The sequence below is a fragment of the Mesorhizobium sp. M0571 genome (genome assembly GCF_040320985.1).
Taxonomy (GTDB): Bacteria; Pseudomonadota; Alphaproteobacteria; order Rhizobiales; family Rhizobiaceae; genus Mesorhizobium.
The window spans coordinates 111,625-125,498 of sequence record NZ_JAMYQT010000014.1 but is presented as its reverse complement, the minus strand read 5'-3'; the positions used below and the strand labels follow the sequence as shown (position 1 = coordinate 125,498).

Genomic DNA, 13,874 nt, shown 5'->3' with positions numbered 1-13,874 from the left:
CGGCGGACCCTGCCGGCAGTTCTAGACAGAGGACAGTCGATGAAAACCGCGATACTGACCACTGCCATGGTTCTGGCCATGCCGGCTTTCGCCTTTGGCCAGGACAAGTGCTACGACGACGCCAAGGATCAGGCCGCCCCGAACGAGTGCGCCGATGCCGCGTCCAAGAAATCCGACAAGAAGCTCAACGAACTTTACAAGCAGATCGAAACCCGCCTGGACGACGACGCGGATACCAGGACGCTTCTCGGTCAAGCACAGCGCGATTGGGTCAAATTTCGCGACGCGGAGTGCAGTTTCCAGACCGCAGGAGCGGCCGAAGGAAGCATGATGCCAACGCTCGTCGCGCAGTGCCTGGACAGCCTGACGCAATCCCGTGTCAAAGACTTCGAAGGTTACCTGAAATGCCGGGAAGGCGATCTGAGCTGCCCCGTTCCGGCAGCGAACACATCACCTGCCGTACCTGCCGCGGGCGATGAGCACGGCCGGGCTGTCCTTGCCCAGACTGCTGACTCGATACCCATTCCATTGCAACATGTTAGTGGGCAGTTCGGAACCGGCAGTGATGAAGTCATCTACCACAAACTCGGGATCATGATGGGCATCAATGGTGCCAAGCCTCGTCTGTTCGAATTCGACACCGGGTCGGATGTGCTCAACGCCGAGATCGATTCGAGTGTCCCTGGCGTAAAGCCGGTGCGCGGCAGCAAGCCCGAAATGTACCCCTATGGAAACGGCACCTATGGAGGTTGGGTACAACAGGTCCGGTTCGACAGCCTGTCCTATTACGATCCGGATAATCCCTCGGAGCCTGTCGTAACCCTCGACGGCGGCTTTGCCGCCGGTCGGGTGGTGGATTACGTCTTCACCAAGGATTTCGGCGACCTCGAGGATGCGAATGTGACGCAAAAGCCCGTGGGCCACCATGGCGATACGCCGGTTTATGCGGATCTTGATGCGCGCAAGAGCATGCAGAACGGCGAACCCGGTAACGAGGCGCCGTTTTACGGCGTCTTGGGAGCCGGCGATTTTATCAACGAGGGGGACCAGACCGCCGCTCCTGGCAGTCAGACGCAAAGCGGCTATGTGGTCTCTGCCAATGCCAATCTTGGAGAGAAGACGACACCGGGCTGCGCTCCCTGCCTGACGCTGAATTTGTCCCCCAGTCTGAGATCCCAGTTTACGGCCCTGATGCCGTGGGGCGAACTGGATTACGAATTCGTCCAGAGACGATTCCCGCGATCAGGCGCGAACGCATCCAATCAGTACGAAGGCTCTTACCGTTATACAATTTCTTTTGACCATAAAGGAAAGAAGCAATCGGTTGATTTCAGGGGGCCTGTTTTATTGGATACAGGAACGACAAGCTTTATTTATATTACCACAGAATCTACTTTAGATAAGCTTCGGACGAGAGGAATTCATATTGATAAATTTGGTGATGAGCTGATCGACTTCAAGTTTTTTGGATTCTATGATAGTATAAATAACCGGGAATATGATGATGTCGACATTCTCCGCCAAAGCGATGAGGTAATAGTCGGCGGTCTCATTCTCGGCTTGCCATTCTTCGAGTCAAATTCCGTAATGTATGATCTGGAAAACAGGACGACCGCATATTCACCCTATTTTGTCAGCGCTGCTAACTTTACGACAGACGCGGCTGCCGAGGATGAAGTGCAGCTGAATCGCGCGACCAGCGATGCTGGAAGCGATGGCTGGCTCGGACTGGCCGGCATCATCTCCGGCGCCGGCGATTTCACGATCGAGAAGGACGCGGACGTGCGCATGACCGGGGCCAATGCCTACACCGGCACAACCCATATCGCGGCCGATGGGTATCTTACTCTGGCCGGGCCGGGCAGCATCGAGCATTCCTCGCGCGTCGTGGTCGACGGTGTGCTCAACCTCGATCAGAAAGGAAACTATCTGGAGCCCTGGGGGGCGGCGCGCTCCATGAACGATACGGCCATTCGCAACCTTGGCGGTAAAGGCGAGGTCTATCTGGGTGCGGGCAGACTGATCCTGACAGAAGCCGACGGGCAATTTGATGGAACCATCGCGAACTATGATGACGCCGGCGACAGCGGCGGTCTCGTTATCGCCGGTGGCAAGCTGACGCTGAGCGGAAAGAACAAATATTCGGGCATGACCGAAGTGGCGGCGGGAGCGGAGTTGCACGTGATCGGCTCTTTGACCGGTGACGTTTCCGTCTCGGGACTGCTTGTCGTTGACGGGGAGGTCTCCGGCAAAGTCACGGTCAAAGAAGGCGGCAGGCTGACCGGCTCAGGAAAGGTCGGCAGCATCACGGTCGCCGAAGGTGGCAAAGCTGATCCAATGACAACCAGATGATCAGGCCATGGGCACGGCCGACCATGGCGACGACGGACAGCTGAAGAGAACATAGGGCGGGGCTGAGCAACTTAAGAGCTTGACTGCAACCGGAAAGGGAAATCGATGAAAACAGCAATACTGATCGCTGCCGTGGTTCTGGCCCTGCCGACTTTCGCCTTTGCCAAGGACAAGTGCGCCGATGCCAAGGATCAGGCCGCCATGAACCAATGCTTCGGTGCCGAGTTCCAGAAATCCGACAAGAAGCTCAATGAGCTTTACAAGCAGATCGAAGCCCGCCTGAAGGACGATGCGGATACCAAGAAGCTTCTTGTTCAGGCACAGCGGGATTGGGGCAAGTTTCGCGACGCGGAATGCAGTTTCCAGACCGCAGGAGCGGCCGGAGGAAGCATGATGCCAATGCTCATCGCGCAGTGCATGGACGGCCTTACGCAATCCCGTGCCAAAGGTTTCGAAGGCTATCTGAAATGCCAGGAAGGCGACATGAGCTGCCCTGTTCCGGCCGCGAACTGACACATGCCACAGCTGATCGGATCATGATGAAGCCGGCGGCGAGCGTGACGTCGCCGCCAGACATGAAAGGATGCGAGGGGCATCATCATTGCGTGAGGGACTTGAAGGAGGTGGATTGTGAAACGCTATGGATCGTCGCTCGCAATGACGATTGCGGCATCTGTGCTGTTGGCATGTGCGGTGCCGGCAACAGCCCAGGGTGACATGAGCTTCGACGTCAATGTCACGCTTTCCAAGAAGGCAGCCGCCAAGCTCGCGGCTGAAAAGGAAGGGATCGTTGTCTTCGCTTCCTACTACGGCGATCCAAAGCGGAGCGCCGAGAAGCACGCCAACGAAGTCGGCCAGATCGATCTCACGCCGCAGGACGAGCAGGTAGGGATTCCGGGCACAGCTGGCCACGCCCACATCAGCGGCGCAAGGGTCGATACGAAGCGTCTCGACTGGCTTGCCGGCCCTCCCGAGGTCAACGTCAACGTTGCGTCGGCGCGCAAGAGCAGTGCGGACAATTTGCTCAACTGCGATTTCATCGACGGTCCACTAAGCGATGTCCAAAGGGAACCTGTGACGCTTCATTGCGGATTGATCGAAGAAAACGTGGACACGAAGTTGAAGCCATAAGGCTACAAAAACTCCTGCCGCCTCGTTACCGGCTTCAACGCAGAAATTGTCGACGGCATGACCTGCTCACTTACTCCAGGGAAGGAAAGATTTTCATGCGCCTGCTGTTCGCTATCTGTTTCTGCCTGGCCGTCATGTCCTTACCTGCGGCCGCCGATGCCGAGCGCCGTTGTGGCTGGTACTCCAGCTCGACACCCGGCAACCTCATGCTCACCGACAGGGACGGGGAATGGTGGATCCAGATGCAGGGCCGCCCGGATCCCAAAGGCATCGACAATGTGCCGGCCTTCGACGAGCGACAATTCGTCGAGACCAATGTGCCTGGTTCGGGCCATGGCTACGGATGTGCGTGCATGACCGTCGTAACCAACGCCAAGCAGCAAAAGATCACCAGGGTGATCTCGGGCGAAATCCTTCCGCTAGCGCGCTGTCGCAACGACAGATCGCTGCCTAACCCGGACGGATAAGCATGACCAGGAACCAGTGACAGTCAGGAAATGGCGCCTCTTTCCAGGCAGCAATGCCTGGGATAATTGTGCTCCAATCTCTTCTGGATCGAAGGGACGGACCAGCGGTTCGGAGGTGTCATGCGCGTAGTGGTGCTGGGTGGCGGCGTCGTCGGTGTCACGACGGCCTATCAACTGCAACGCGACGGTCACGAGGTCGCGCTCATCGAGCGCAACGCGCAGGTCGCTGCCGAGACGAGCTGGGGCAATGCCGGCATGATCGCGCCCGGCCATTCCTTCGTCTGGTCGTCCCCCAAGGCGCCGATGACCTTGCTGAAATCGCTGCTGCTCAAGGACCAGGCGCTGCGCTTCAAATTCTCGGCCGACCCGCGGCTCTATAGCTGGTCCTGGCTGTTTCTGATGGAATGCACGGCTCCGAAGGCGCGCCGCAACACGCTGCTCAAGCATCGCCTTGCCGCCTACTCGCAGGCTGTCTTGCGCGAGGTCGTCGCGGACGAGGACATCGACTACGACCGCAACGATCGCGGCATCGTCTATTTCCACCGCAGCCAGCAGGCGCTCGACAAGGGCGTCGAGCACATGAAGCTGCTCCAGTCGGACGGGCAAGAAATCGAGGTGCTCGACCGCGACGGCATCGTCGCGCTCGATCCGGCGCTGGCCTCCGCTAAGAACAGCATTGCCGGAGGCATTTACTGTCCGACCGACGAGACGGGAGACCCGGCAAAGTTCACCAGGGCTCTCGCCGCCAAGATCATTGCCAGAGGCGGTGCCATCCACACCGGCACGACGATCATCGGGGTCGAGACCTCAGGCGACGGCATCACCCAGGTGCTCACCGACAAAGGCGCCTTCAAAGGCGACGCCTATGTGCTTGCGCTCGGATCGCACAGCCCAACGCTTGCAGGCAAGATCGGCATTCGGCTGCCGATCTATCCGATCAAGGGCTATTCGCTGACGATCCCGATCGGCAACCGCCCGCTGCCGCCGACCATCGCCTCGGTCGACGAGCACAATCTGGTCGCCATTTCGCGCTTCGGCGACCGCATCCGCGTCACCGCGACGGCGGAGTTCGCCGGCTACGACACCAGTCACAAGCCTGCCGATTTTGCCTTCATGAAGGGCGTGACGGAAGAGCTCTACCCAGAAGGCGCCGATTACGACCGCGCCGAAATGTGGGCTGGTCTCCGGCCAATGACGCCGAACAATCTTCCCGCCTTCGGCCGGCAACGCTTTCGCAACCTCTTCCTCAACACCGGGCACGGCCATATCGGCTGGGCCATGTCGCATGGCTCGGCCCGTATCACCGCCGATCTGATCGCAGGCCGGACTCCGGCGATTGCCATGGATGGTCTGCTGAACTGAAAGGGAACGCCATGTCTCTCAACGTTGCCGCCGTTCCGTCTTCCGGATCGACCAATCGCAAACCGGTGGACCTCGGCGTGCTGCCGTCCGAACTCGACGGCGGTCTGGCCTCACGGGCGGCGATCGGCCTCGTGGTGCTGGCCACCGACCAGACACTGGAGCATGAATTCCGTGCGCTGGTGCGCATGCCCGGCGTCGCCTTCTACGAAGCTCGCGTCTTCAGCGACAACGACATCACGCCGGACACGCTGCGCGCCATCGGCCCAAGGATCGCGCCCACCGTCGACCTCATCCTGCCGAGCATCCCGCTCGACGTCGTCGGCTTCGGCTGCACCTCGGCAACGATGGTGCTCGGCGAAGAGGCGGTTTTCGCCGAGATCAGGAGAGCGCGGCCTGGCGTCGCCTGCACCACGCCGGTCACTGCCGCGCTTGCGGCATTCAAGGCTCTCGGCGCCAAGGGCATCGGCCTGCTGACGCCTTACGCGCCTCAGATCAACGAAAACCTCGTCGCCTATTTCAATGGGCGTGGCCTCGACATATCAGCCGTCGCCACGTTCGACCGGCGCGACGACCGCGACGCCGCCCGCATCTCGGTCGCGTCGATCGAGGCCGCAGCCGAGCGCATGGCTGCCACGCCGGGGGTGGATGCGATCTTCATATCCTGCACAAGCCTGCGCGTCGCCGAAGCCGCGGCAAGGCTCGAGCAGCGCATCGGCATCCCGGTCACTTCGAGCAACCACGCCATGGCCTGGCATTGCCTACGGCTCGCCGGGGTGGATGATGTCGTGCCGGCTGGGAGACTGTTTGGGTTGTCGGGCAACTGACGATTATGTTTGGCGAGACCGGCTCGCGGCGCCTCGGTTCTGCAGGCACCGAACCTTCGTCGCAAGCCAGTGTTTCATCCCAGAAACAAAAACCGCCGCTCCTTTCGGTGCGGCGGGACGATCACGGCGTTGCACCAAGCGCGCTGGGCGGGGGGCGGTTAGGCTGCGCCTGGTGAGCGCGGACCGTGAGTATTCATAGGCGCGCCAGCTGCCTTGCGTCTACCAACCGCCAGTTGGAACGATCCCACAATATTTGCGCTGCGTGCTGCAGCCAAACAGCCAGCCGTCTCAAGTTACTACGATAGGTGGCAGACCCCTCGGATATCCCGCCCTGGCATGAACTTAAGATTGCTCTCGCCAAATCTGCAACGAGGATTCGACAGTGTCATTCGCCGAGGCTAGGCTAACCTTCGGGGTACTCTTGGGCCATGTCTCGCATCTCTTCCGTTCGCGTCCTGTTGTTTATTGCATCGGTGCTGCTGGGAGCTACCGCGGCCCATGCTGGTTTGCAGTTCCAAGCCGGGCAGACCGATTCCGGATTCCGCTATATCCTGATATCGGGCGATTTCGCTTCTCAGGACGACCTGTCGGTTTTCGAGGCACTGGCACGGTCCAATGCATCAGTCGCTGTCACGTTCCAGTCGCCAGGCGGCAACATCCAGAAAGCAATGGAGCTCGGCCGCCTCATCCGCAGGCTCGGCCTCAACACGGCTCAGTTCAGGGCCGCCGAGTGCGCCTCGGCGTGCTCCCTGGCCTTCCTCGGTGGCGTCATGCGCTATGCCGATCCGGGTTCCATCGGCGTCCATAAGTCTTCTTTCGGCGGTGACATCCCGATAGGCACCCGGGATGCGGTTTCCGCTGTCCAGCAGGTTACCGCCGACATCATCACCTACATGATCGAGATGGGCGTCGACCCGGCTCTGCTTCAACTTTCGCTTCAATATGACAGTAACGACATTCGCTATCTGTCCATGAGCGAGATGGCGAAATACAGGGTCACCACCTTGGACACTGGAGCAAGCCAGCCGCCAGTCGCCAGCCAGGCACCATCCTTGCCGCCATCGCCTAAGCAAGTGCCGTCTGAGCCTCCTGTCGCCTCGTTGCCGCCGGCTTCCGCGAATCCGTCACTCATGATTCCCCAGGCCCGCTCGGGCCGCATTCTCCGCTCCCAGGGTGCGGCGCCGTTGAAGGCGCTTCCAGAGGTAAAATCCGCCACGCTCACCAATGTGCGAAACCGCAGCGCGGTGGCGATCCTCGGCAATGTCGGGCGATGGTACCGTGTCCAGGGACGGTCAGGTCGGCTACATGCATGATACCTGGGTCTACGTCGACCAATATGAGAGCGGCCCCTTCGGACAGCGCCATATCCAGGTCAAGAGTTTCGACAATCTGGCCGAGACTGAGGCCTATGTGCGATCCGCATCGATCCCGCTTGTCGCCTACCTTGCCACCAACGGCTGGTTCGCCATCACGCTACGCGGAACCTACGGACGTTGCCAAGAACCTAGCCAGGGTGATGAAGGAAAACGGCGCGATCCCTGACGACGCCTACGTCACTTATGGCAACACCTATGTCCGCAATGTCTGCTGCCGCTAGCCGGCACGTTAGCTACCGTATCGCCGTTCCTGATTTGACCTCATCGAGGCGTTGATGAAAAACGAGCAGTTGGTGCTGCCCAAGAGCATGAGAAGCGTGGGACGGACCAGCCGATTATTGTACACCTCTGCAATACACAGTGCGAGTGCAACGAATGAACAAGCTATCTTATTGATCCCGTTGGCAGTCGGGATCGAATGGTGCCCAGAAGAGGACTCGAACCTCCACTCCTTGCGGAACACGGACCTGAACCGTGCGCGTCTACCAATTCCGCCATCTGGGCTGGTGCGCGCTCATTAAGCGGGCGAGGGATGAGTGTCAACGCGCTTTTTTAAAGCATGATCCCGAACCGAAGGTCCGCGTCAGCGAAAAATGGGGAACCGGTTTCGGAAAAGATCATGCTCAATCAAGAAACCCGCTCGCCGGCTCAGTCCTCCAGCACTTCCTTCGACGCCACCGTCGAATCGGCGTTGAGCGTGTAGATGATCGGCACGCCGGTGCCGAGCTCGAGCTTGACGATCTCCTCGCCCGATTTGCCGTCCAGCGCCATGATCAGAGCGCGCAGCGAATTGCCGTGCGCCGCCACCAGCACGGTGCCGCCGCGCAGCACATGTGGCTGCAGATCGTGCAAATAATAGGGCCAGACGCGCGCGCCGGTGTCCTTCAGGCTTTCGCCGCCGGGCGGCGGCACGTCGTAGGAGCGGCGCCAGACATGCACCTGCTCCTCGCCCCATTTCTTGCGCGCATCGTCTTTGTTGAGTCCGGAGAGATCGCCATAGTCGCGCTCGTTCAGCGCCGGGTCGCGAATGGTTTCGAGATCGCTCTGGCCGACGGCGTCGAGAATGTGCTGGCAGGTCTTTTGCGCCCGGATCAGCGACGAAGTGAAGGCAATGTCGAATTTCATGCCACGCGCCTTCAGTTTGGCGCCCGCTTGCTTGGCCTCGGCATGGCCCAGTTCGGTCAGATCGACGTCGCGCCAGCCGGTAAATAGGTTCTTCAGGTTCCATTCGCTCTGGCCATGACGCACGAGCACGAGAGTTCTCGACATATTTGCTCCTTCAAATTTTGTGGATCAGCTGGTCAGGCCGAGCACGTCCCGCATCGAATAGAGGCCCGGCTTGCGGCCGCGCGCCCACAGGGCTGCCTTGACCGCGCCGCGGGCAAAGATCGCCCGGTCTTCGGCGTGGTGGGCGAGCGTGATGCGCTCGCCGGTACCGGCCAGCACCACACTGTGGTCGCCGACCACCGAGCCGCCGCGCAAGCTGGCGAAACCGATCGAGCCTGCCTTGCGCACGCCCGTATGGCCGTCGCGCACGCGCACATCGTTGCCGGCAAGCGATACGCCGCGCCCGATGGCGGCGGCTTCGCCGAGCAGCAGCGCCGTGCCCGACGGCGCATCGACCTTGTGCCGATGGTGCATTTCCAGGATCTCGATGTCGAAATCGTCGGCGTCGAGCGCGCGCGCCGCCTGCTCCACCAGCACCGCCAGCAGATTGACGCCGAGGCTCATATTGCCGGATTTGACGATAGTCGCGTGGCGCGCCGCCGCCGCGATCCTGGCATTGTCTTCGGCCGAGCAGCCGGTGGTGCCGATGACATGGGCGATGCGCGCCTGCGCCGCATAGCCGGCGAATTCGACGGTCGCTGCCGGCGTGGTGAAATCGAGCACGCCGTCGGCCTTGGCGAAGGCCGGCAGCGGATCGTCGCCGATCGCCACGTCGAGCCTGCCGACGCCGGCCAGTTCGCCGGCATCCTTGCCGATATGGGGCGAACCGGCCCGCTCGATCGCGCCGGCGACACGGGCGCCCGGTATCGTGTGGATGGCGCGGATCAGCGCCTGGCCCATGCGGCCGGCCGCGCCCACGACCACGAGGCCCATTTCACTAACGGTCGGCGTGTCACTCATGAATGTCTCCCGGCCGCCTTTTTCGCGCGAACATTTTGCGCCGCAGTCTGGATTGGCTTGCCGTCATCGACAAGCCCCAGCCCTTTCCTGCCTTGCACCCGGTGGAACCGCGTATAGACGCTGTGCGGGTCGGCCATCAGCGAGGCATGCGTGCCCTGTTCGACCAGCCGGCCCTGCTCCAACACGATGATATGGTCGGCATTGACCACCGTCGACAGCCGGTGCGCGATGACAATGGTTGTGCGCCCTTCCATGACATGGGTCAGCGCCTGCTGGACGCGGGCCTCGGCCTCGTTGTCGAGCGCCGAGGTGGCTTCATCGAGCAGCAGGATCGGCGCCTGCCGAACGATGGCGCGGGCAATCGATACGCGCTGGCGCTGACCGCCCGACAGCGTCACGCCGTTCTCGCCGACGGGCGTGTCGTAGCCTTGCGGCTGCTGGCGGATGAAATCGTCGGCCGCGGCCTGGTGGGCGGCGCGTTCAATCTCGGCGTCGGTGGCGCTCAGTCGTCCGTAGCGGATGTTGTCGCGGATGGTGCCTTCAAACAGATAGGGCTGCTGCGAGACATAGGCGATCGATCCGCGCAGCGAATGCTTGGTGACCTTTGAAATGTCCTGGCCGTCGATTTCGATGCTGCCCGACTCGACATCGTAGAAGCGCTGCAGCAGCGCAACCAGCGTCGTCTTGCCGGCGCCCGAGGCTCCGACGATGGCGGTCACCTTGCCGGCGGCGGCGACAAAGCTCAGATCCTGCAGGACCGGCGCCTCTTCGACATAGCGGAAAGACACGGTGTTGAAGCGCACTTCGCCAGAGGTGAATTTCGCCTCGGCGGCTGCCGGCACGTCACCCTGCTGCGGCTCGAGGTCGAGAAGCTCGTAGATCATGCGCGCGTTGACCAGCGACTTTTCCATGCCGACCTGCATACGCGCCAGCCGCCTGGCCGGATCATAGGCAAGCAGCAGGGCGGTGATGAAGGCAACGACGGCGCCAGGCGGCTGGCCGCCGACGGTTGCCCGGTAGCCGGAATAGGCGATGACGCCGGCGACGGCGAAGCCGGCCAGCATGTCGGAGATCGGCGTCAACCGTTCGGAGACGCGGGCGATCTTGTTCGACCGCTGCTCGGCGCCGGCGACGAGGCCGCCAATGCGGCGCGACAGCTCGTCCTCCAGGGTGAAAGCCTTGACGATGGCGATGCCTTGCGTCGCCTCCTGCATGGCGCCGATCAGCCGCGAGTTGATCTGCACCGATTCGCGGGTGATGCGCCGCACCCGGCGCATCAGATAGGTGACGGTGTAGATCAAAGGCGGCCCGATCAGCAGCGACATCGCCGAGAGCACCGGGTCCTGCCAGATCATGACGCCGACCAGCGCGACAAGCGACACGGCATCGCGCGCCAGCGACGTCAGCGTCATCGACAAAAGATCACGAATGCCGTTGACGTTCTCGTTGATCTGCGCGGCGAGCCGGCCCGACCGGGTGTCGTTGAAAAAGCCGACGCCGAGCTTCATCAGATGGTCGAAGATGCGGCGCTGATAGCGCGCCACCAGATTGTTGCCGATCTTGGCCAGCGTCACTGCCTGGCCGTAGCTGGCCAGCCCGCGCAGCATGAAGGCGGCCAGGATCGACACGCTGATCAGCGCGATAAGATCGCCGCGCTGCTTGTAGAAAATCTGGTCGACGACGTCCTTCATGATCCATGCGGTGAAGGCGGTCGTCGCCGCGATCGTCACCAGGCACAGCACGGCAAGAACATAGTACCAGCGGTATTCGCGGCTGTTCTCGGCGATGATGCGGCGGATCACCGCCACGATTTCGCCGGGCCGGACTTTCCCTTTGGTTGGTGCTAGAAGTGTCAATTTGGAGCGCTTTGTGGTTTTGGCTTCGGCCGGCTGCAATTCGGCAACCTCTTAACGCTCCAATGGCGGCTTGCCTATGGCCGAGGACGGCGAAACTTCGTCGCGGCGCAGGTTGCAGCCTAGACCTGCCAGCGCCGCCCCGCCGTCTGCACGCCGAACAGCGACGGATTTCTGGCATAGGCGGCCAGCCCTAAAAGCGCCGCCAGCGGATGGGTGATGACATAGACCGGCATGCTGCGCATCAGGGCGCTGTGCGGCGCCTTGTCCTCGAAGGCGGCGCGGAAATTGCCGGTCCGCAGCGCCGGCAGGATTTTTTGCGCGATGCCGCCGGTGAGGAAAACGCCGCCGCGGCTCATGAACACCAGAGCGAGGTCGCCGGCGGTGCGCCCCAGGCAGGTGACGAAGATCGACAGCGCCTCTTCGGCTACCGGATCGGTCTTTGCCAGCGCCGCGGCGGTGATCTCGGCCGGCGTGGTGAACGGCGACGGCTTGCCGTCCGCCTTGGCCACCGCCCGGTAGGCATTGACCAGGCCGCGTCCGGACAGGATCTGTTCGCCGGAGATGCGGCCCTCGAGCTTCTCGATATGCGGAAAGACCTGGAAATCGCGCGGCGAGCGCGGTCCGATATCCATATGGCCACCCTCGCCGGGCACCGGTATCCAGTGATGCAGCGCATAGACCAGCCCGGCGACACCGAGCCCGGTTCCCGGACCGAGCACCACCCGCCCGGAATTCGGTTCCGGCGCGTCACCGCCGATCTTTTCCATATGCTCTTCGCCGAGCGCGACGACAGCCAGCGCCTGTGCCTCGAAATCGTTGAGCACCACGACATCGCTGAGGCCGAGACTGGCGAACATTTGTCTCGGTTTGACGATCCATGGGCAATTGGTGAGCGGGATCTCGTCGCTGTCGACAGGGCCGGCTACCGCCAGCACAGCCGAATTCGGCCGGACCGACGAGCGGTCGAGCACGGCCGCCTGGATCGCCTCATCGATCGTGTTGAAATTGGCGGTCTGGACGATGGTCGGCTCGCCGGCCTCGGAATTCGCGTCGAGCACGATCGAGAAGCGCGCATTGGTGCCGCCTATGTCGCCGATCAGGATCGGAAACCGCAACAGAGTGTCGTCGTCGCTTACGCCTGGCATGCTCTCGTCCGTTCCCACTCCTGTTGACTAGCGCATGACCTTGGAAAGGGAAATGGGTTTTCGAATTGGACGATGCACGGATGCAAACGGCGAACACGCAATCCGCGTCAGTGTCCCGGTCGTGGCCGCGGCAGCGGAATGCCGATCTCGGGGGTCGCCACAAAGGCATTCGCCGAGGCCGGAAGCGCTGCCGCGCCGGCTGCGACCGTCGGCTGCGGCGGAGGTTCTGCCGCGACAGCGGGTGCGGCCGCGATCGGCACGCCGTCGCCATAGTAGGTGACTGCTTCCACCGAGGCCGGAGCCGGCGCGTCGAGCACGAACTGGCATTGTCTGGGCAGGTTCGCCATCGTCATCACGTCGCGTGCCTTCGGCTTGTCCGGATTCTTGTTGGGGCGCCACGGCTCCTCGGTGAACCACCAGGCCAGCGCCTGGTCGCACCCATCGCCCGGCGCCGTCGCTTCCTGCGCCCTGCAGTCGGGTGATCCAGCCTGGCAGCCGATGCGAATGTGGAAGTGGTAGTCGTGGCCCCAGAACGGCCTGACCTTGCGCAACCAGCTGCGGTCGCCCTTGACCGTGTCGCAGAGCTTCTTCTTGATCCCTGGATTGACCAGGATGCGCTCGACTTCGGGATAGCTCGCGGCGCGCTTCAACAGCCGCGTATGCATCGGCGTCCACACGCCGTCCTTCACCAGGTGGGTTTTTTCATCGACCATTAAGGTAGCGCTGATGTTTTCGCGCTCTTCTGTCGAGAGCTTGCGGTCGGGCATCGGCGTCAGCCAGATGTCGGCGTCGAGGCCGATCTGGTGCGAGGCATGACCGGTCAGCATCGGACCGCCGCGCGGTTGCGAAATGTCGCCGATCAACAGACCCGGCCAGCCGTCGGCGGCCGCGTCGCGTGACAATTTCTCGATCAGCGCGATCATTGCCGGATGGCCCCAGCGGCGGTTGCGCGAAGGCCGCATCACCTCCCAGTGCCGGCCATCCATGGGAAGCGCGACGCCGCCGGAAAAACAGCCCTTGGAATAGAAGCCGATCGATTGCGGCGCAGCGAGCGCCGGTAGCTCTTTGGCGCCGAACAGGGCTTTTGCCCGTTGCTCCGCGCCCGCCGGCTGCTCTGCCAGTGCCGTCAAGCTGGCGACGGCCAGTGCTGCCGAAAGCAGGCGCGCTCCTCCGGACAAGGATCGCTTCAACATCTTCACCAAGCGGGACCCCTCCCTGATTTGAATCACATCAT

The 13,874-nt window shown here is 62.0% G+C and carries 13 protein-coding genes and 1 tRNA gene; 8 read left to right on the top strand and 6 right to left on the bottom strand.

What is annotated here, in order from left to right; translation table 11 throughout:
* Window positions 1-39: 39 nt before the first annotated feature.
* The 8 genes from NKI85_RS18260 (at window position 40) to NKI85_RS18225 (ending at window position 7,678) form a co-directional block, all read left to right on the top strand.
* Entirely contained in the window at window positions 40-2,352 is a 2,313-nt protein-coding gene (locus tag NKI85_RS18260; RefSeq protein ID WP_352777293.1) for a lysozyme inhibitor LprI family protein, read from the top strand.
* 105 nt (window positions 2,353-2,457) lie between these two features.
* Window positions 2,458-2,865, top strand: coding sequence for a lysozyme inhibitor LprI family protein (locus NKI85_RS18255; RefSeq protein WP_352777291.1), 408 nt, complete (start codon window positions 2,458-2,460; stop codon window positions 2,863-2,865).
* Window positions 2,866-3,009: 144 nt separating this feature from the next.
* A complete protein-coding gene (locus NKI85_RS18250) occupies window positions 3,010-3,483 on the top strand; it encodes a hypothetical protein (RefSeq protein ID WP_352777289.1) in 474 nt (157 codons plus the stop codon).
* A gap of 95 nt (window positions 3,484-3,578) precedes the next feature.
* On the top strand, window positions 3,579-3,950 hold the full coding sequence (locus NKI85_RS18245; RefSeq protein ID WP_352528593.1) for a DUF4087 domain-containing protein: 372 nt from the start codon (window positions 3,579-3,581) through the stop codon (window positions 3,948-3,950).
* Window positions 3,951-4,070: 120 nt separating this feature from the next.
* Window positions 4,071-5,312 carry a D-amino acid dehydrogenase gene (locus NKI85_RS18240; protein ID WP_352777287.1) on the top strand — a complete coding sequence of 414 codons (1,242 nt, stop codon included), beginning with the start codon at window positions 4,071-4,073 and terminating at the stop codon, window positions 5,310-5,312.
* A gap of 11 nt (window positions 5,313-5,323) precedes the next feature.
* Window positions 5,324-6,136, top strand: coding sequence for a maleate cis-trans isomerase family protein (locus tag NKI85_RS18235; protein WP_352528597.1), 813 nt, complete (start codon window positions 5,324-5,326; stop codon window positions 6,134-6,136).
* A 428-nt stretch (window positions 6,137-6,564) separates the two neighbouring features.
* Window positions 6,565-7,449 (top strand): COG3904 family protein, encoded by an 885-nt coding sequence (locus NKI85_RS18230; protein WP_352777285.1) that lies wholly within the window; start codon window positions 6,565-6,567, stop codon window positions 7,447-7,449.
* Window positions 7,442-7,678, top strand: coding sequence for a hypothetical protein (locus NKI85_RS18225; protein WP_352777284.1), 237 nt, complete (start codon window positions 7,442-7,444; stop codon window positions 7,676-7,678). Before NKI85_RS18230 ends, NKI85_RS18225 begins: the two co-directional genes overlap by 8 nt.
* Before the next feature lie 253 nt (window positions 7,679-7,931).
* On the opposite strand, the gene NKI85_RS18220 is transcribed toward NKI85_RS18225, so the two are convergent.
* The 6 genes from NKI85_RS18220 to mepA all read right to left on the bottom strand — a co-directional run bounded on the left by NKI85_RS18220 (window position 7,932) and on the right by mepA (window position 13,833).
* Window positions 7,932-8,016: transfer RNA gene (locus tag NKI85_RS18220), tRNA-Leu, on the bottom strand.
* A 144-nt stretch (window positions 8,017-8,160) separates the two neighbouring features.
* Window positions 8,161-8,781 carry a 2,3-bisphosphoglycerate-dependent phosphoglycerate mutase gene (locus NKI85_RS18215; RefSeq protein WP_352777282.1) on the bottom strand — a complete coding sequence of 207 codons (621 nt, stop codon included), beginning with the start codon at window positions 8,779-8,781 and terminating at the stop codon, window positions 8,161-8,163.
* Window positions 8,782-8,805: 24 nt separating this feature from the next.
* The gene (gene dapB, locus NKI85_RS18210; protein ID WP_352528606.1) at window positions 8,806-9,639 is read right to left on the bottom strand and encodes a 4-hydroxy-tetrahydrodipicolinate reductase; all 834 of its coding nucleotides are present in this window, start codon (window positions 9,637-9,639) and stop codon (window positions 8,806-8,808) included.
* Window positions 9,636-11,495 (bottom strand): ABC transporter ATP-binding protein, encoded by a 1,860-nt coding sequence (locus NKI85_RS18205; protein WP_352777280.1) that lies wholly within the window; start codon window positions 11,493-11,495, stop codon window positions 9,636-9,638. Before NKI85_RS18205 ends, dapB begins: the two co-directional genes overlap by 4 nt.
* 119 nt (window positions 11,496-11,614) lie before the next feature.
* Window positions 11,615-12,640 (bottom strand): glucokinase, encoded by a 1,026-nt coding sequence (locus NKI85_RS18200; protein ID WP_352528610.1) that lies wholly within the window; start codon window positions 12,638-12,640, stop codon window positions 11,615-11,617.
* Window positions 12,641-12,747: 107 nt separating this feature from the next.
* On the bottom strand, window positions 12,748-13,833 hold the full coding sequence (gene mepA, locus NKI85_RS18195) for a penicillin-insensitive murein endopeptidase (RefSeq protein ID WP_352777377.1): 1,086 nt from the start codon (window positions 13,831-13,833) through the stop codon (window positions 12,748-12,750).
* Window positions 13,834-13,874: the final 41 nt, after the last annotated feature.